The 18,542-nt window shown below is 46.6% G+C and carries 15 protein-coding genes and 1 tRNA gene; 13 read left to right on the top strand and 3 right to left on the bottom strand.

What is annotated here, in order from left to right; genetic code table 11:
* Window positions 1–104 precede the first annotated feature (104 nt).
* The 7 genes from L1278_RS15230 (at window position 105) to L1278_RS15200 (ending at window position 5,873) form a co-directional block, all read left to right on the top strand.
* Window positions 105–1,376 carry an alginate export family protein gene (locus tag L1278_RS15230; protein ID WP_253405880.1) on the top strand — a complete coding sequence of 424 codons (1,272 nt, stop codon included), beginning with the start codon at window positions 105–107 and terminating at the stop codon, window positions 1,374–1,376.
* Window positions 1,377–1,575: 199 nt separating this feature from the next.
* Window positions 1,576–2,754 carry a site-specific integrase gene (locus L1278_RS15225; protein ID WP_253405879.1) on the top strand — a complete coding sequence of 393 codons (1,179 nt, stop codon included), beginning with the start codon at window positions 1,576–1,578 and terminating at the stop codon, window positions 2,752–2,754.
* Window positions 2,755–2,757: 3 nt separating this feature from the next.
* Window positions 2,758–3,201, top strand: a complete 444-nt coding sequence (locus tag L1278_RS15220; RefSeq protein ID WP_253405878.1) for a helix-turn-helix domain-containing protein — start codon at window positions 2,758–2,760, stop codon at window positions 3,199–3,201.
* 352 nt (window positions 3,202–3,553) lie between these two features.
* On the top strand, window positions 3,554–3,922 hold the full coding sequence (locus L1278_RS15215; protein ID WP_116545457.1) for a hypothetical protein: 369 nt from the start codon (window positions 3,554–3,556) through the stop codon (window positions 3,920–3,922).
* A 78-nt stretch (window positions 3,923–4,000) separates the two neighbouring features.
* Complete coding sequence (locus L1278_RS15210) at window positions 4,001–4,339, top strand: hypothetical protein (protein ID WP_253405877.1); 339 nt, start codon at window positions 4,001–4,003, stop codon at window positions 4,337–4,339.
* A 151-nt stretch (window positions 4,340–4,490) separates the two neighbouring features.
* Entirely contained in the window at window positions 4,491–5,000 is a 510-nt protein-coding gene (locus L1278_RS15205; RefSeq protein WP_253405876.1) for a hypothetical protein, read from the top strand.
* Window positions 5,001–5,258: 258 nt separating this feature from the next.
* Window positions 5,259–5,873 (top strand): recombinase family protein, encoded by a 615-nt coding sequence (locus L1278_RS15200; RefSeq protein WP_253405875.1) that lies wholly within the window; start codon window positions 5,259–5,261, stop codon window positions 5,871–5,873.
* Window positions 5,874–5,922: 49 nt separating this feature from the next.
* Here the strand turns inward: L1278_RS15200 and L1278_RS15195 are convergent, their stop codons facing one another.
* Window positions 5,923–6,906, bottom strand: coding sequence for a phospholipase D family protein (locus L1278_RS15195; RefSeq protein WP_253405874.1), 984 nt, complete (start codon window positions 6,904–6,906; stop codon window positions 5,923–5,925).
* A 57-nt stretch (window positions 6,907–6,963) separates the two neighbouring features.
* Entirely contained in the window at window positions 6,964–9,729 is a 2,766-nt protein-coding gene (locus L1278_RS15190; RefSeq protein ID WP_253405873.1) for a DNA methyltransferase, read from the bottom strand.
* A gap of 1,321 nt (window positions 9,730–11,050) precedes the next feature.
* Between L1278_RS15190 and L1278_RS15185 the strand changes: the two genes are divergently transcribed.
* Together L1278_RS15185 and L1278_RS15180 are read left to right on the top strand one after the other, a co-directional pair.
* The gene (locus tag L1278_RS15185; protein WP_253405872.1) at window positions 11,051–12,820 is read left to right on the top strand and encodes a hypothetical protein; all 1,770 of its coding nucleotides are present in this window, start codon (window positions 11,051–11,053) and stop codon (window positions 12,818–12,820) included.
* Window positions 12,821–12,908: 88 nt separating this feature from the next.
* A complete protein-coding gene (locus L1278_RS15180) occupies window positions 12,909–13,451 on the top strand; it encodes a hypothetical protein (protein ID WP_253405871.1) in 543 nt (180 codons plus the stop codon).
* A gap of 97 nt (window positions 13,452–13,548) precedes the next feature.
* Here L1278_RS15180 and L1278_RS15175 read toward each other — a convergent pair.
* A tRNA-Met gene (locus L1278_RS15175) sits at window positions 13,549–13,622 on the bottom strand.
* Between the two features lie 135 nt (window positions 13,623–13,757).
* Here L1278_RS15175 and L1278_RS15170 point away from each other — a divergent pair.
* From L1278_RS15170 to pnp, 4 genes are all read left to right on the top strand, one after another.
* Complete coding sequence (locus L1278_RS15170; RefSeq protein ID WP_253405870.1) at window positions 13,758–14,159, top strand: START-like domain-containing protein; 402 nt, start codon at window positions 13,758–13,760, stop codon at window positions 14,157–14,159.
* Window positions 14,160–14,259: 100 nt separating this feature from the next.
* Window positions 14,260–15,687, top strand: a complete 1,428-nt coding sequence (locus L1278_RS15165) for an LptF/LptG family permease (RefSeq protein ID WP_253405869.1) — start codon at window positions 14,260–14,262, stop codon at window positions 15,685–15,687.
* 117 nt (window positions 15,688–15,804) lie between these two features.
* Window positions 15,805–16,080 carry a 30S ribosomal protein S15 gene (gene rpsO / locus L1278_RS15160; RefSeq protein ID WP_116543530.1) on the top strand — a complete coding sequence of 92 codons (276 nt, stop codon included), beginning with the start codon at window positions 15,805–15,807 and terminating at the stop codon, window positions 16,078–16,080.
* 146 nt (window positions 16,081–16,226) lie between these two features.
* A complete protein-coding gene (pnp, locus tag L1278_RS15155) occupies window positions 16,227–18,365 on the top strand; it encodes a polyribonucleotide nucleotidyltransferase (protein WP_253405868.1) in 2,139 nt (712 codons plus the stop codon).
* Window positions 18,366–18,542: the final 177 nt, after the last annotated feature.

Raw genomic sequence — 18,542 nt, 5'->3', positions numbered from 1 at the left:
TTGTTCTATTTCGCATCGTTACGGCTTCGAGCGCATCAGCAGGCAAATCATCTCTGCGCAGCGCACGTCAGCCGGCATCATTCACCATATAAAGCGATGCGATTATGAAAATAAGTTTTACACGGAAAATGCTGCTGCTATCGGTTTTGGTGTGGCTGCCGCTGGAGGCGGCCTGGTCGCAGCTATACCTGACACCGCAAGTCAGGCCCAGGGCGGAGTGGCGCAATGGCTATCAGAGTCTGCCTAACGGCCAGGACGGGGCCTTCTTTGTGAGCCAGCGCTCCAAAATTACGCTCGACTACAAGCAGGACAAAGTGCAGACACGGTTTAGCCTGCAGGATGTACGGGTATGGGGCGATGAAGCACACTCAAAAGATATCCCGTCTATGGCCATGCACGAGTCCTGGGGCGAGTTTGCTTTATCAGATAAGTTTGCCGTCAGGCTTGGCCGGCAGGAGTTCGTCTACAACAACGACCGCCTGCTGGGCAATGTGGACTGGGTGCAGCAGGCACGCAGCCACGATGGGCTACTGCTTAAAGCAAGATGGCAAGGTATAAGCGTGGATGCCGGTGGCGCTTTCAATCAGGAGAAAGAGGCCTTGTTTGACACCCATTATGGCATGAACAACTACAAGGTACTGGGGTTCCTGTGGGCGCAGAAACAGCTGAGCGAACAGTTGTCGGTTTCAGCCATGCACATCAGCGACGGCTTTCAGCGGCCAGACACCGTGGGGGGCGTGTACTACAGGCATACGTATGGCCTAGACCTGACTTACCAGCGGGAACGTGCGCAATTCAATGGCTCGCTATACCGACAATCGGGCGAACACGGTAGCGGAAAAAAGATAGCGGCCTATCTGGCAGTTGCAGAAGTCGCCTATACCGTGCAGCCTTTCCGGTTTACATTAGGGACTACCTATTTATCAGGTATGGCCGGTGATGAGCGCAAGGTGCATTCCTTTAACACGCTGTATGCCACAAACCATAAGTACTATGGCTTCATGGACTACTTTATTAATGTGCCGACTGACACACGACAAGGCGGACTACTCAATAACTACCTCAAGGCCACCTTTAGCCCAGAGTCCAGGTATAGCCTTTCGTTGGACTACCACTACTTTGCGTTGGCTAAAAACCTACAGGCTACGGAAACGCAGGCAGGCACAAATAACAAGTATCTTGGCTCTGAGCTCGATGCGGTACTCAACTACAAGCACTCCAACCAGATCCAGTTTTCCGTGGGGTATAGCAGTTTGTTTGCAGGCAGCTCGATGGCCGCGATCAAGCCGGGCGATGCATCAGCTTACGCCGACTGGGGGTGGGTGATGGTCAACATTCAGCCGCGAATCCTGCTGAAGTCATTTGAGAAGGAGTAAGGACGGGGCATAAAAAAGCCCTAGACTTGCATCCAGGGCTCTGTAGCGGGGAGCAGAATCGACCCTATGGCCGAATACAGCCTTTATTAGCTGTTTTTGCATTTAATTATAAACCCAAAGCTATATTTTACAGTAGTTGACATCAATTGAGTTAGTTGTTAGTTATCCTTTTTCCAACTGTACCATGAATGTTCGACTAATGATTCAAAAGACAAAGGCAGATAGGTCAGGCCAATGTCCCATTTATGTAGAAGTTTCGATTAATCCCAAGGGTGGCAAGAAGGATACCAAACGAATACCGACAGGGGAGAAGATAGCGGTTCGCTATTGGAGTCGGAAGCAAGAAGTCATGTCCAGCTACGAGGGCTATCAGGGTGTCAATAGTGCTATCCTGAAGAAAAAACTGGAAGTCCAGCAGCATGTACGGGAAAACCCGAACGCAACACCCGCTGATATCAAGGCCCTTTGTGAGAAAAAGCCCCTCGCCAGACAGCCCACAGTTCTGGAACTGTATGAGGAGTTCCATAAGTTTAAGGGGCATATGCTTACCCTTAATGGCATGAAGGCGATTGACGGCCTGAAGAAACTCTTGACGGACTACATCGAGACAGGTCATACCCTCACCCTATCTGACTTAAGCCTGAACATCTACGACACCCTGCTTAAGTTCGCCCGCTCTAAATATAATAGCCCGAACACAGCTGTGAAAAGGTTAGAAACATTGCGGACTTTTTTTAATTATTTGACTGATAGAGGTATTAATACCAACATGGATTACAGAAAGTGGAAACTCCCACGGTTAGTACCCACTAAAATGATTACCCTTTCCTATGAAGAACTCACCAAGTTGTACGAGTTACAGTTGGAGAATGAGCGGCTTGCCAAAGTCAGGGACTTATTCATAATTCTCTGTACAACGGGATTAAGGTTTAGCGATGGAAGCCAACTGAAACCGCACGATGTTCATGCCGATAGCATTCAGATTCTGGCTGCGAAGACCAAGCAAGTCCTCACTATACCATTGAATAAGTTTTCTCGTGGTATCCTCAATAAATACGATAATGACCTAAGTGCCTTGGCTATCAGTAACCAGAAATTTAACGATTACATCAAAGAGGTATGTTGTGAAGCGGGAATCAAAGGGACTGTATCTGTTCGTGACAAAGAAAAAAAGGGAAAGATGGTGATTAAGCAAAAGTGGGAAGTCATTTCCTCACATGCGGGGAGAAGAACGTTCGTCACGTTGAGTTTGATGCTCGGTATGAGACAGGATATCGTCATGGCCCTGAGTGGCCACAGCGATTACCGTTCGTTCAGAAAGTACATCGACCACACCGATTCTATAAAATCAGCAGAAATGTCCAAGTGGGATAAATAGCGTATGGGTAAGACTTATTCTTCTGAACTGCACCCACGTGCGGGGCTTGTGGTAGAATTCGACAATCAGGGTTCCTTGCTTAGGTACATTCTGCACTTTTTCTATGAACAATTAGAAGAGGTGGGCACAGATATGATGGATAGACTTACCAATGAAGGTATTATCAAAACCGTAGCAAGGGCCAGTTCAGGTAACGAAGTGGTTTCCAGAACTTTTCTTCTTGACTGTCATGAACTACTGGTAAGGCTTAATCTGATAGATACACCACGCTCAAGCAACACCTTACAGCTTTACACCATACAGGAAGTGGCCAAACTTTTGGGTGTAACAAGACAGACTGTATACAATATTATCAATGCTGGTTTACTGCAACCCGTACAACTTAAGGGTATAAAGGGGCAAAGAATCCGCAAGGGCGACATAGACAGATACCTTGACATGAAATGACAATGCTAAAACTGGCCATGCCTGCAATAGTAGCCAAAAGCTTTCCGCCTCTGAGGACTGTATTGGTAGGTGCTACAAGGACTACTAAAAAGGTGAGTATAGCCGCAATTGTTCAACCATGTTTGTCGCTTCATTGAAGTTGGCGACAACCAGCATGCTCAACCTTACTTCATTATCTGGCAACCGAGGCGGTGGGATTAATCAATTCAGATTGATTAGAATTTGGCAGCATGAAAAAGCAGATATAGAAATTTGTATATAGTATATTCGTTAATCCAGCTACGGTTATCTGTCAAAAACGACAAAAAACCGTATGTTTATTCCGTATATCCCGTAGTTACCTGTCATATCAATGGATGAAGAAATAGTATCTGATGAAGAAATGGCAACAAGAATTAGGAAACTGGTTCTTGATGTAATTGAATTATGGTCATCAAAAGAAGCCCAACTGAACTACCAAAAAAATGTTCCTATTGCAAATGTGTCAGCAGAACTGTTTGAGCAATGGACAGATTTTTATAATCCTGATGATAGAAAGTTTAAGATGGCTTTTAATGAAACTGAGTTAAAATTATTAGCGGATTTCGAACATGTTTTAGAACGTGAGACCACAAGAGTTTCACCTTATAATGTGCCTGATATTGAGCTTTTCGTGTATACCTTAGAGTGGAGAGAAATCAATAATGCTGCGATTGAATTGCTCAATAAAATTAAAAACTAAGTCAGGTAACAATGCACAGGCTGTAGTTTTGGCTGACGCCTTACCATAGCCTGTACCAGACGTTAGCCTAAATTTTGAATGAAGAAAAAACTCATATACATTTTTGCTTTCATAGGCTTGATTGCTACTGTTAAGGTCATATATGATTTTATTAAAGAACAGAGTGAAGCTTCTCAATACTTATCTGTGTGTGAAAATGTGAAAGTTGGCATGACGCTGGAGGAAGCAAAGAAGGTAATGGGGGACTATGAATATTACAGAAGGAGAAATAGAAGTGAAATCTGGACAAGCTTTAATAATAGCACAGAAAAGACATACTACCTTACTTATCCTGCGGTGTTCCTTGCTTCGACTGGTACAGAAATATATTTTGACCCTGATACGCAATTAGTCACTAAAGTAGTTTGTGGTGAGTAAGAAAAAACAAGGCTAACACAGCACATGAGTAAAGCTGCGGCTATGCCTTGCTCACCTCATGTACAAGGCCGTTGTAAAATCACACCCATAAGCCAGCTGTGTCGCCTTATGGCTAAGCCGTTGGCAAGTGTTGGTGGAGGAGTTTAAAGATATGAACACACAGAGTCTGTTAGAAACTTTAGAAACCAACAAGCCACAGGAGGTAGAGCGTAGTGTCTGCGAAGAGCATCAAGCGGCCAATGAAAAAGAAAAAAGGATGAGGGGCTGGTGGCGTGCGGTTGTATTTCTTTCAGTATTGTGGCTGATAAACCCTTTCATTGGCACGAAGACTGGTTCTCCTGCACTTATAAACCGCATGTCCTACGGTGATGCACTTGTTTACCTTCTGTGGGTGTATCTACCTTTAGCTGCTTTAGTTTATTTTCGTTTGGTATACAGGGCGCAGCAAGACGTTGACAGCGGTAGCAAAATGGTCTTAAAAACAACAATTGAGAATCTCTCCAAGGACAAGCTCAAAAAGAAAGTTACCCTTCGCACCTCTGACAAAAAGTATAAATCGTTCACCATTTACGAACCTGAATCCGAGCTTGACCCTGCCAAACCAATTACCTTGCATTTTCTTAAAACAACAAAAGCTGTGCTGTCATACTCACAGCTATAGTAAATTCTCAGAAGCTTGCCAACACGGCACAGGCTATAAACTCAGCTTCGCCTCGTACACAGCCTTTACTAAACATTACCACTTAGTCGCTTCTACACGTACGCCTTGTCGATGGTGTGTTCAAAAAAGGGTCTTCAGGATTAGGCTCTCTGGCGGGCTGGAATCGCATATTTCATCGTCATGAAAATGTGTTCACGTAAGGTAAACCTTAAAATAACACGTGCCGTTCAGGCTCTTGAACCGTTTTAATCAAAAGCCATGAATAACGTAGCCCTCCTAACCCGTGTGTCATCGTCAGACCAGAGCCACGACCGCCAAGTGACCGAACTCACCGAGTTCGCATCCTCAAGAGACTACGATGTCGTAGCGGTGGTGACTGAGACCGTCAGTGGCGCAAAGAAGAACTCAGAGCGGAAGGGAATCCAGCAAGTCATCAAGCTGGCTGAGGCGAGGAAAATCAACAAGGTGTTAATCCACGAGGTCACAAGGCTTGGACGTGACACCGCACAGGTATTGGACACACTTAAATCCCTACACGCCAACAAGGTGAGCGTTGTTGTGAAGAACTACACCCTTGAGACGTTGAACCCTGATGGCACTGAGAACTCAATGGCTCAATTCCTTTTTACCATCCTGACTGACATCGGCAGAATGGAGCGAATGACCCTGATTGAGCGGGTCAAGAGCGGCATGGCTGAGGCAAAGCGTAAGGGTAAGCATTTGGGTCGCCCTGAGGGCAGTACCAAAGATATAGTGAAGCAGCACCCCAAGGTGGTGCGTTACCTACGGTCAGGGCAAAGCATAAGGGAAACTGCGAAGCTGTGTGGCGTTGGCATCAGCACCGTGCAGCGGGTCAAGAAGCTGTTAGCCTAAGATTCATTTTTATCGTCTGGCGTACCCGCTGAGGTTACAGAAGCTACGTTTAACTCATGTCTTCTTCCGTGGTTGCTGTAATCATTCTGAAGACATCATTGATTTTATTGATAGCAGGTATCACCGTATCTTCAATTTGCTTTATACAACCAGCTATTTTTGTGATAGCATCCTCATTTGTGGTGAAGTAATCAAGGTGCTTCCACTTAGTTATACCTATTTTTACCCTCTTCATTTGGCTGCCCCAAGATACCGTACCTTTCGGTAGTGACGATTCAACCCTGTGTCTGAAGTCTTCAGAAAGCATGTCATACACCTTTCTTCGCTCTTTGAAATCATCATAGACAAGCTGAACATTAATTCTCCACGCAGAATTAGTTACAATGATTTCCAGCTTGATGTTCTTTGATATGAATTCTTGACAGACAAGACCTAAGTTATCCTTGTTAACTTGAAAATCTTGAGCGGAGTATAATCTGTTTAGTTCGTTGGTAAGGTCTGTGATGACTGATTTATGGTTGAACTCACCGCTCCCAACAGTGGCGTTCGGCCCTACTGAGGAAGTGATAACGGTCTGCTTATGTTCGACCTTGCCATGCCCTGTTATCTTCCCTCTTGATGCAGCTATGATGGATTTGGCTTCCTGCACCCCATCTTCGTACAGTTGTAAGTCATCTGCTCTACTAATAAATACGCCCATCTCCCTGTTATTCTTTTCAGAGAACTCATACAGGTTCATGGACGTGATAATCATCTCCTGCTCGTTGTAGTAACATTTGGCATGCAGGTTCTCATGGAAGTATAGGTTGATGGTACGAAGTCCCTCTATCTTTCTTCTTTCAACAGGCAGCAGTTCGCTCTTCCCATAAACGAAGTCTATTCGTACACCGTCATCAGACTTCTCTTTCAACCTTTCAAACAAGTTATTTGAAATCTTCAGGTAAGGGGAAACGATAACCAGTTCCTCCTTCGCATTAACAATGATGTCCTCTATCTTATAAGAGATTCCTGCCGTCCTTAAAAATTTTGCCATCTTCCTGTAAATAATTAAACTTTGAACCCGATGTTGGTTAGTGGATGTGTTCTTGAATTAAATTTCGTCCGCAATCGGCACCTTTTTCTTTGCCTTTTTAGGCTTCTCCTTGGCGAACAGACCAGCCGTGTAGCGTTCGTAGAGGTCGAACAGGAACTCCATGCGCTTCGCCTCCGATGGGAACGCCTGCGGTCTGTAGCACACGTCCACGGCCCTGTCCAAGTCTTGGTGCGCCTTGACCAGCTGGGGCGGCATGGTCAAGGGGTCATAGAGGGCGGCAAGGGAACTGTCGGGGAACATTGACCTAATATCCAGCACCTTCTGAGCGGCCAACTCCGCAGCCTTTACCTGCTTTTCAGAAGGGTTCTCTGGCCAAGCAAAGTTGTTGTAAACTATACCGTTGGAGTATTGAATCCTGCTTTCCAACCTACCAGTTACATTCCTTACCCACGCCATGTGCATCTCAGAGGAGAGGACACCAAACAAGAACAGGTTTGCATCTGGTATCATGTAGTTCTTGTTGCTGGTGATGACCTCCCTGTCCATGTATCCTATCGGGATGTACTTCCTCCGCTCAGAAGACACCTCTGGAATTATCAGGTAGTCCCTTCCTGTGTGACGGATTTCATCAAACAGATAGGGTGTGGCGGCTTTCTTCACCGTTGCAGCCTTCGTGCTTTTCAACCTGAACTCCCTCACTTTCTGTACCCGCTCCAAGACCAAGGGCATGGCTTTCAAATCCATCGGTGAGGCGTCCTTCAACCATAGACACCACCTGAACCTGCCATTGATGAACTCCTCTGCCCCTATGAACTTTTTCATCCATCTCTCCGCCTTTGGTTCACGCTGCAAGAATTCCTCCTTCTCGGCATCGGTGAAAAGAAAGTTGCCATTGTCTGTTGGTTTGTTTCCATAGACCATCTCTGGTACATGGGACACTGGCTTTTTCCTTCTCGTGACAAGAATCTCCTTGGCGTCTACCAGATAGGGATTCACGTTCTTCGCTTTTATCTCCTGTGGTTCCCCTTTTATCGTGGCGTACTCATAGATGTATTTTTCAGGGGTGTCAAAGCTGGCGAACCCGATAATCACAACGTGAACCCCTGCATTGCCCTTTGCTTCATTACTCCAACTGAAGGAGCGGTGTGCGAAGTGAATCTTTATGTTGTACTTTCTGTAAAGCTCACCCCATAATACTGCTACCTGCTCACCTTGTGTAATAGAGTTGGTTGAGACGAAAGCTACCTTAATGGTGGTTCCTTGTATATACTGTGCTGCTTTGACGTACCATGCTGCAACGTAGTCTAACGCCCCTGCACTGTTTACACCGACAAATACTTTTGCCATGTCCTCTTTTTGGGATAGGCTTTGATTAGACTTTCCAAGAAATGGCGGGTTCCCATAGAGGTAGGTAAGCTGCTCTTTTGGCACCACACTTTCCCAATCTATTTGCAGAGCGTTACCATGAACGATGTTAGCGGCCTTCTTGAGGGGGAGGCGTACGAAGTACTGACCGAACTCCTGAGAGATAGCCATGTTCATCTGGTGGTCTATCAACCACATGGCCACCTCAGCGATGCGGGCGGGAAACTCTTCGTATTCGATACCATACATCATGTCAACGTCCAGCCACATGATTTCACGCACGTCAATGAACTGCTGCCCCGTCTTGTTCAATGCCCTTAGTATCTCAATCTCAAGTAGCCGTAGTTCACGGTAGGTTATCACGAGGAAGTTGCCGCACCCACAGGCAGGGTCTAAGAATGTCAGGCTGCTCAGTTTCTTATGAAACTCATTGAGTTTTGCACGGTTGTGGCGAACGCTCTCGAATTCGTCCCACAGTGCGTCCAGAAACAGGGGTTTTATAACCTTAAGGATATTCTTCTCGCTGGTGTAGTGGGCCCCAAGGTTCCTACGCTCTTTCGGGTTCATTACACTTTGGAACATCGAACCGAATATGGCTGGACTGATTCGGCCCCAATCGAGCGCACAACAGTCTAAGAGTGCCTGCCGCATCTGGCTGTCGAACGAGGCGGGCGGCAACGTCTCCTCAAATAGTTTCCCGTTGACGTAGGGGAAAGCGTTTAGCTGCTCGTCAATGTTCTTTAGACGCTTCTCACGTGGCGTGTTGAGAATATAGAACAGTTCGCTGATGCGTCCCGCCAAGTCGCTGCCGTCCTCGTGGGTGCGCTGCTCGAGTAGGTCTCGGAATGTGTCCCGCTCGAAGATTGTGGTGTCGTCAGCGAACAGGCAGAACAGGAGTCTAACGAGGTACACCTCAAGCGCATGTCCCTCATAGCCTATCTCCTTGAGTCTGTCATGCAGCTTGCCCATCAACTCAGCCGCCTTGATGTTTACAGGGTCTTGTTCCTTGTAGACACGCTGCTGGTAACCAGCGATGAAGCCAAAATGCTGCACATGCTTCACGAAGTCCTTTAGCTGGAAGGAAACCATTGACTCGTCCAGAACATCGTAGAGCCTGAAATGGTCGAAGTCGGACACCACGATGTACGATGGCAATTCGTGTTGCTCAAGGCCATGCAGGTAGTCTCTTGCTTGCTGGTATGCTTTGTCAAGATTCTTGCCCTTGCTCTTCATCTCCACCAGCAACGTACCCTTCCACAGCAGGTCAATGTACCCGTCCTGCTCATTGAGCTTCTTCACTCTATGCTCGAATGTACCCACCTTCTTCTGGCTTATTCCGAACACATTAAAAAAATCTATCAGGAATGGCTTAGCATCGGCTTCCTCCTTGTGGGTGTTCTCCCATTCTTTGGTGAATCTTGCCGCCCTGTCCTTTATTTCATTCCAGCTTAATGCCATGTTCTGTCTGTTTTCCAGATTACAAGTTAAACATTATTTATAGAAAATATTGAATGTTTCTCAACAAGTCACCTAAACTAACTGAACCTGTTGTGGCAAGTAAAAGGGTTGTTAAAGGGGACTTGCACGAGTTGGAGACGAGGTGTAGGTTGTAAATTTTTTTTGAGAAGGGCTTGTTTCTACTTTGCAATTGGTTTTTATAGAAAAATATAAATCCTGATTTCAAAATTAGAAATTTGTCGCAATCGTAGAGATGGGGGCCTCCGTGATTTGAGAATGTCTGTCACATGGGGGGGGGAGGTCGGATACCCCCCCCGCAGGGGGCACTATTTCGTGGCGTTTTCCTCTAAAATCGCCACTCTCCCCATGTGGACGCATGATGATTACCGTCTAATCGGCTGTGATGGCCGATTCACTTGTCTGAAAAGGGAGGAATAAAGGGGAATTACGGTAACATAAAATTATCTGCACCATTGCCAGTCAATTCATTATAGTCTTGGGTTGCACCCGTTTAACCTTACTCGGCACATTTGAATAGAACAGGTAACTGACGGTGGCCTGAATCACTCCTTACCACTACCAGACATGCGCCCTGGTGGGCGCACCGTCAGGTTGGGGGCCGCAACCATCCACAGTGCCGCACAGCCTACGGACACGGTATAACAAGGTGTACTTCTGTCAAGAGTATTCTCTCTTCTATTCTCTATACCTATGGTGTTATATCGCATTGATGGGGTATACTGTCTCTCTAAGGGTATTATTAGTATTATAAAAAATTCCTCTCTCTATCCCTTCCCTACGTCACACGAGTTGAACCCTTCTTTGACCCTGAAATCACCCATTTTACGGTAAGAAAGCAATCCTTTCAGAAGGTATATGTCACACGAGTTCATTCGACTCAGCATAGAGCGTTTACCCTTTATGTCACACGAGTTACATGGGAGTGCTATATGTCACCCGACTTGAACACATGTAACTCCACCTCATAACCAACTGAATTACAGGTTATTGCAAAATAATTCAAATAAATATGCCCCTGCTTTTTATTTCTGGTTCCTAAAACATACTATTGACTTGTTGGGAGATGTGGCCAAACTACAAAAACGGTCAACAGCCGCATTTTCCCTGTCTTTGCAAAAATACCGTGTCCCCAAGCCATTCTCTTGCGAACGTGACTATTTAGTGCAAAGGGGCAGAGAGGTTGGGTTCGTCATTGGCCAGTTAAGCGGCCTCTCTGGTTCCACCCCGAACGCTTAGCACACACTGATTTGGACATCAGTGACAATGACAGCATAACATTATTACTTAACTCTTACAACAAATGACTAAACTACCCCATCGCAGGGCTGTACTCCTTTTTGTGCCTGCCAGCGTTGACATGAAACAAATTATGCGGGACAACGGCTTCTCGCAGCGACAGATTAACGACCACCTTGACAAGTACCACTACTTTCTAAGCACCATCTATAAAGGGTACCTGAACCAGTATGACAGGAACCCTAAGGGCTATACCAGAATCAAGGACAACCACCTGAAGCCCTTCCTGCAAGGCTACAGAGACACTGTGAAGAGAAATCTTCTCAAGTGGGGTATCATCGAGACCAACAACCACTACATCATCGGCAAGCGGTCTAAGGGGTGGAGGATAACCCCCAAGTACGCAGGGAGCTACAGGACAGAAATCTGCATCAACGACACCTTCGAGAACAACCTGAGAAACAAGAAAGCCTACGTGAACACCTTCAAGGGGCCTGTTCAGTACCTGCATGACATGATACAGCGAATCGGGATTCGTGCCGAAGAGGCACACGATTTCGTCACTGAGAAGCACAGGAAGTCACTGCAACTCTTCCACTCCATCAACGCCAATCACTTCATCGCCTACAACGAAGAGGCTGAGCAATGGGGACTGTATGAGTTCAACAGCGAACATTTCGCAGCTGGTGTGGAGGCGTTGGAACGCAGCATCAATGACAAGTACAATGCCGACCTGATAGCCATCAACACCATTGACAACGGCATCTTCAATCTAAGCTTGGACGAGTACGGCAGGCTGCACACGCCCCTGACCAATTCCAGCAGGTTCCTCAGACAGTTTCTGTTCGACAAGCGAGACCCTGAGGCCCCACTCTATAACCTTGACCTGAGTTGCTCACAGCCATTCTTCCTGAACATACTGCTTACCGCACACTACCGTCACAACATGCCTGAATCCGTCACCCGCTACATAGAGGATACTTCGACTGGAACCCTGTACAGCAGACTGATGGCTGAGTTGGGAGTGCCTGCACACCGTAGGAACTGGTTCAAGACGGAGTTCTTTGGTAACGTGTTCTATTGCAGCATCTACACCATGAACCTTGAGAACAACCTTCTGGCACAGGGCTTCAAGAAGCTATACCCTGACGTGTTCGAGTTCATCAAGAACGCCAAAAGGAATGTGTACGAGGGCAAAAAACTGGTGAGAAGCTATAAAGACCTGTCACGTCAGATGCAACAGGTGGAGTCAGACGCCATTCTAAACAGGGTCGTCATGCGGGCACAGAAGCAGGGCATTTGGTTAACCACCATCCATGATGCCTGTATCGTGCTGAAAGAGGATGTCCAGAGCGTCTATACAGCTATGGAGGACGTCTTCAGGGAAGAGTACTCGCTGGCTCCCACCATCAAGGTAGAGGCTCTGAGAGGGACAAAACAAGGAACAACCATGCTGGCTGTAGTGGTAGAGGAAGTGAATACAGATGCTATGGTAACCATGACCACCGACAGGGCCACCACCACCGAGGCAACATCACCAGAAGTAGACACAACTTCATGTTTAGACAGCGATACAACAAGTGAAGACCAACAGAGGCAGGTGGACGAAGTGATAAAAGCACTGCCTGTAGACAAGTGGTGTCCTTACTTCTCAAGTGTTTACTTAGACACCGTGTCAAACGGCAAATCTTCCGACCAATCATGGAAGCAACAAACAAAGATGCAGGAAGAGGACAAGTCAATGTTCAATTCCGATGCTGACTACAGGAGCAGTTGGATTGCCGTCATCAAGGAGTGGAAGCTTAAGGAATATGGTGACCGTCAGGCTGCATAGCCTTAGGTTAAAATACTGCTTGCCTGAATCGGCATGCACACCGTGGGTAACCCACAAGAATAATTTATTATAATAAGATTTAAACTCAATGAGAAAAATTAACACAAAAGAATGGCTGAAGACAGCCGCACAAACAGGAGTAGAAGAGGAATTATTTTCTTCAAGAGCGAGACAATTATATAATCACTACATTAAGTACAGCATATTCCGAACAGAGCCGATAAAAAGGAAAACGGACAGCAAGAGATACGAAGTCATGGTTGATGGGGATATATGCAAGCTGAGTCAGGCCCATATCAATTCTGAGACGGTAAAGGATGTTATTAAGGAGGTTTCCTTCAATACTACTTATAGGTATGTGACGGTAGGGCGTGACGACCCTGACTATGATGAGTTTGGCCCTTATTCGGCTTCACCAATAGCACACACACATAATCCTTTCATGAGGATTTCGTGCGATAGACTTACCTTAGAGCGACTTGACATCGTAAACAATCATGTGCTTTGCAGCTTCAGGATAGACTCAGTGGGCAATGAGTACCTGTTCGTAGACTACAACGGGGATAGCGATTCACTAACGGGGATTAGGGAAATCATAGCACATGGCAGACAATTCAAACGATTTAATTAAATCGTTAACCATTTCTAAGAATTCGTTAGCAATACGTTAGTATAAAAATAAAAAACCGCTGTAGTGTTAAACTACAGCGGTTTTTGTTAATTCATCGTAGCGGGGAGCAGAATCGAACTGCCGACCTCAGGGTTATGAATCCTGCGCTCTAACCATCTGAGCTACCCCGCCGAATTGTGATGCAAATATAAGGGGTAAGTTTTAAAAAAAGCAACAATTGATGCACAAAAAAATATTTTAATTTCTGTATATTTAGCCAATCGGAAATTAATACTATACTTACTCAGTCACTTACAACTACAGATAATGAAAGCTACCAAGACGAAATTTGTGCGTGAGTACCCCATAAATGCATCTGCCCGTTTGCTGTACCCATACTTGAGCACCCCAAGTGGCCTTTCGCAGTGGTTCTGTGACGACGTTTCTATAAACGAGGACAAGCTGTTCAACTTCTTTTGGGATGGCAGCAACCATTGGGCTGAGATGACGAGCCATCGTACGAATCGCTCAGTGCGCTTCATTTTTCTTAGCGAGGACAAAACGCACCCTTCGGACCCATCCTATATCGATTTCTCGATCGAATCAAGTGAACTGACTCAAGAGCAGTATCTGAAAGTGGTCGACTACTCGGAGGAGGATGACGAAGAAGAGTTGGAAGAGTTGTGGGAGCATTTAATGCAGAAATTGCGCGAAATAGTAGGAGGGTAGCACATCTTAGCACCAAAGGCTTATCTTTGCACGATTTTTGAAAGTCCAGTGTTAGAGAAAACAACCGGGTTTTCAGACGCCCGCATGCCAACTGGCCCACATGAAGAAACTAGATAAGCTAATACTTAAATCATTTGCAGGCCCTTTCTTCCTCACGTTTGCCATCGTGGAGTTTATTCTGCTCACGCAGTATATGCTCAAATACCTCGATGAACTGGTAGGAAAGGACCTGGGATACGATGTTTTTGCAGAGTTGCTGTTTTATTTCAGCATCAACATGGCGCCTGTCGCACTGCCGCTCGCGGTGCTGCTCTCAGCCCTGATGACTTTCGGAACGTTGGGGGAGCACCACGAACTTACCGCCATCAAAACGTCAGGCGTGGCCCTGCCGCGCATTCTGCGTCCCGTAGCCTTTTTTGTGATTGCGCTTTCCATTGGAGCTTTCTTTTTCAACAACTATGTAGTTCCAAAGGCGAACTTGAAGGCTTACAGCCTGCTGTGGGACATCAGGCAGAAAAAGCCGGCCATGAACTTCAAGGAAGGAGCTTTTTACAACGGTCTGCCCGGCTATAGTATCAAAATAAACGAAAAACTGGAGGATGGCCGCTCCCTGCGCGACATCATGATCTACGACCACTCCAAAGGTGGCAACAACACCACGGTGATTCTGGCCGACTCAGGGCAGATGTATACCGAATACAACGACAATTACCTGATCCTGGAATTGTTCCGCGGTAATACCTACGTTGATCAGAACAACGGGGGATTCCGGAATTCATCGGAGCAGTTTGTGCGCGAAAAGTTTGATGCCACTAAGATCATATTCAGTCTGGCTTCTTTTGAACTGGGCCGCACCCGCGAAGAGCTCTTCTCGGACAACAAGATGATGAAGAACATCGGGCAGCTAGCAGCGGTAACAGACTCGCTGCGAAACTCCGGTGCGCGGGAGCGCCGGCTGTATGCCCCGAATGTGGATCCGTTCTACATGTATTTCAAAGCGGATACGGGACAGGTGAAGAATGGCCTGCCACTTACAAAAGTGCTCCCTGACTCGGTGCATGAGAAGAAGGCATTGCCACCCATTACGGCTGACGTCATGCTGACAGCAGCCAATAAAGCCCGTAATGTGAAAAGCTTTACCGATAGCTACAGAGAACGTGTGACGACGCTGAACCGGGATGCAAACAATTACGAAATTGAGATTTTGCGCAAGTATACCCAGTCATTCGCTATCGTGATCATGTTTCTGATCGGGGCACCGCTGGGAGCCATCATCAAAAAGGGAGGTCTGGGTGTGCCCGTGATCATCTCCATCATGTTCTTCATCGTGATGTATGTGCTGGGCATACTGGGAGAGAAGTGGGCTAGAGAGGGGCTGATCTCGGTAGAGGCGGGGATGTGGGGTGCGAATGCCATCCTGTTGCCGATTGGCCTGTTCTTCCTCTACCAGGCGCAGAACGACTCCAGCCTGCTCGAATTAGACTTCTGGCGCAAACTGATGACCCGTTTGAAGCGCAGCAAAATATAGCGCTGAGTCAAAATAACTCGCTGCAAAAAGTTTTTTAATATAGATATTTTATTTAACTTTGCGGCTTATACGGGAAACTATCCACTGATTATAACAGATTGATATTTTTTATACGCAATGAAATTAACTACTGAAGCGAAACAAGAAATTTTTGAAAAGCACAGCCTGAGCAAGTCTAAAACAGACACGGGTTCTGCAGAAGGCCAGATCGCGCTGTTCACTACGCGCATTGCTGATCTGACAGAGCACCTGAAGGTTCATAAGAAAGACTTCGGCACTCGTCTTGGTCTTCTTAAGCTGGTAGGTAAAAGAAGAAGACTTCTGAACTACCTGCAGAAAAATGACATTGAAAGATACAGAGCGATCATCGCCGAGCTTGGTATCCGTAAATAAGCTTATAGAAAAATAGGGAATTTCTGACAGGGATTCCCTATTTTTTTCTATTCCTCTTTATATTCCCCTTCCTCTTTGCCAGTACCCCAGCAGCGGCTGCAAACGGTAGCCCTGTTCTATTTGATGCTAAAAAATAATAATTGAAGATGTCACAAAACGCGATCACAAAAACAATCTTTCTTCCGGATGGCCGGGAGATCATTATTGAAACTGGTAAATTAGCCAAGCAGGCCGACGGATCTGTTGTAGTAAGAATGGGTAACACCATGCTACTGGCAGCTGTTGTTTCTAACAAAGAAGCCCGTGAGGGAGTTGACTTTCTGCCCCTTTCAGTAGACTATCAGGAGAAGTTTGCTTCTTCTGGCAAAATCCCCGGAGGCTTCCTCAAAAGAGAAGCGCGCCTTTCTGACTATGAAATCCTGATTTCCCGTTTGGTAGACCGTATCCTGCGCCCTATGTTCCCGGGCGACTACCATGCCGAAACGCAGATGACTATAAATATGATCTCTGCAGATGCTGAGATTTTGCCAGATGCACTTGCAGCCCTGGCAGCTTCTGCAGCGCTTGCAGTTTCTGATATTCCTTTCAACGGACCTATTTCTGAAGTGCGCGTAGCGCGCATCGACGGTCAGTTCGTAATCAACCCAAAAGCTTCTGACCTGAAAAGCGCAGACATCGACATGATTGTGGGTGGCTCAATCGACAGCGTTGCGATGGTTGAAGGCGAAATGAACGAGGTTTCTGAAGAAGAGATGCTTGAAGCAATTGCTTTCGCACATGAAGCCATTAAGGTACAGTGCCAGGCGCAGATGGAGCTAGCTGAAATGGTTGGCAAACTGCAGAAGCGCGAGTACTCACACGAAATACACAATGACGAATTGCGTCAGAAGGTATACGCTGCCACTTACGACAAGGCTTATGAAGTTGCCAAGCGTGGCCGTGCCAACAAGTCTGAGCGTAAAGAAGGATTTGCTTCTGTGCTGAACGAGTTTGTGGAGTCACTGGGCGAGGAGCATGGCTACGACATGACACTTATCAAAACTTATTACCACGACGTAGAGAAAGACGCCGTTCGCAAGATGATCCTGAACGACCGTGTGCGCCTGGATGGCCGTCAGCTGAATGAAATCCGCCCTATCTGGTCAGAGATCAACTACCTGCCAGCTACGCACGGTTCTGCTGTTTTCACACGCGGTGAGACACAATCCCTAACTACAGTGACATTGGGCACCAAACTGGACGAGCAGATGATCGACAGTGCGATGGTATCCGGATACAACAAGTTCCTGCTGCACTATAACTTCCCAGCCTTCTCAACAGGTGAGGTGAAGCCAAACAGAGGTCCTGGCCGTCGTGAGATCGGTCATGGTAACCTGGCACTCAGAGCGCTTAAGAAAGTGCTTCCTGCAGATTCTGAGAACCCGTACACAATCCGTATCGTGTCGGACATTCTGGAGTCTAATGGTTCTTCTTCCATGGCGACCGTATGTGCCGGTTCACTGGCCCTGATGGATGCTGGTGTTCCTGTGAAGGATGGCGTTTCAGGTATAGCTATGGGCTTGATCACAGACGAGAGCACAGGCAATTTTGCCGTTCTTTCTGACATCCTGGGCGACGAAGACCACCTGGGTGACATGGACTTTAAAGTGGCTGGTACCAGCAAAGGTATCACGGCCTGCCAGATGGACATCAAAGTACAGGGTTTATCGCATGATGTGTTGAGCCAGGCACTTGCTCAGGCAAGAGAAGGTCGTCTGCACATCCTCAACGAGATGAACAAGACCATTTCTTCGCCTAATGCTGACTACAAGCCACACACCCCACGCTCATTCAACATTGTGATAGACAAGGAGTTTATTGGTGCCGTGATCGGACCAGGCGGTAAGGTAATCCAGCAGATCCAGAAGGACACTGGAGCTACGATCATCATCGAGGAGAAGAACGAAAAAGGCCATGTGAACATCTTCGCCAGCAACCAGGAATCCATGAACAGTGCCGTGAGCAAGATCAAAGGCATTGTGGCACAGCCGGAGATTGGAGAGGTTTACATTGGTAAAGTGAAATCTATCCAGCCTTACGGGGCCTTTGTAGAATTCATGGCCGGCAAAGACGGTTTGCTGCACATTTCGGAGATCAAGCACGAGCGCCTCGAGACTATGGATGGCGTGTTGGAAATTGGTGAAGAAGTGAAAGTGAAGCTAATCGACGTAGACAAGAAAACCGGTAAGTTTAAGTTGTCACGCAAGGCTATTCTACCTAAGCCAGGCGCCGAAGCGCAACAGTAATCCCATAATTTTTATACTCCTGATGCCCGTTCCGTATAAGGCGGAGTGGCGTCAGGAGTATTACGTTTTGCAGTGGCGTAAATGCTTCTTGATTTTATTCTTAAAATGTAAGAACTTTGCGCGATTTTCTGATGTTACCACTCCGAGCCCGGAATTAAGATTTTCACATTTTTTTGT

Origin of the sequence: Pontibacter sp. HSC-36F09 (genome assembly GCF_024171605.1) — a bacterium.
Taxonomy (GTDB): Bacteria; Bacteroidota; Bacteroidia; order Cytophagales; family Hymenobacteraceae; genus Pontibacter.
This window is presented reverse-complemented; position numbering and strand designations above follow the sequence as displayed.

Coding starts and splice junctions, on each gene's coding strand:
- L1278_RS15215 (WP_116545457.1), top strand. CDS start 3,554: ATGGATGAAGAAATAGTATCTGATGAAGAAATGGCAACAAGAATTAGG.
- L1278_RS15220 (WP_253405878.1), top strand. CDS start 2,758: ATGGGTAAGACTTATTCTTCTGAACTGCACCCACGTGCGGGGCTTGTG.
- L1278_RS15165 (WP_253405869.1), top strand. CDS start 14,260: ATGAAGAAACTAGATAAGCTAATACTTAAATCATTTGCAGGCCCTTTC.
- L1278_RS15185 (WP_253405872.1), top strand. CDS start 11,051: ATGACTAAACTACCCCATCGCAGGGCTGTACTCCTTTTTGTGCCTGCC.
- L1278_RS15225 (WP_253405879.1), top strand. CDS start 1,576: ATGATTCAAAAGACAAAGGCAGATAGGTCAGGCCAATGTCCCATTTAT.
- L1278_RS15195 (WP_253405874.1), bottom strand. CDS start 6,906: ATGGCAAAATTTTTAAGGACGGCAGGAATCTCTTATAAGATAGAGGAC.
- L1278_RS15200 (WP_253405875.1), top strand. CDS start 5,259: ATGAATAACGTAGCCCTCCTAACCCGTGTGTCATCGTCAGACCAGAGC.
- L1278_RS15190 (WP_253405873.1), bottom strand. CDS start 9,729: ATGGCATTAAGCTGGAATGAAATAAAGGACAGGGCGGCAAGATTCACC.
- L1278_RS15170 (WP_253405870.1), top strand. CDS start 13,758: ATGAAAGCTACCAAGACGAAATTTGTGCGTGAGTACCCCATAAATGCA.
- L1278_RS15230 (WP_253405880.1), top strand. CDS start 105: ATGAAAATAAGTTTTACACGGAAAATGCTGCTGCTATCGGTTTTGGTG.
- L1278_RS15210 (WP_253405877.1), top strand. CDS start 4,001: ATGAAGAAAAAACTCATATACATTTTTGCTTTCATAGGCTTGATTGCT.
- L1278_RS15205 (WP_253405876.1), top strand. CDS start 4,491: ATGAACACACAGAGTCTGTTAGAAACTTTAGAAACCAACAAGCCACAG.
- rpsO (WP_116543530.1), top strand. CDS start 15,805: ATGAAATTAACTACTGAAGCGAAACAAGAAATTTTTGAAAAGCACAGC.
- pnp (WP_253405868.1), top strand. CDS start 16,227: ATGTCACAAAACGCGATCACAAAAACAATCTTTCTTCCGGATGGCCGG.
- L1278_RS15180 (WP_253405871.1), top strand. CDS start 12,909: ATGAGAAAAATTAACACAAAAGAATGGCTGAAGACAGCCGCACAAACA.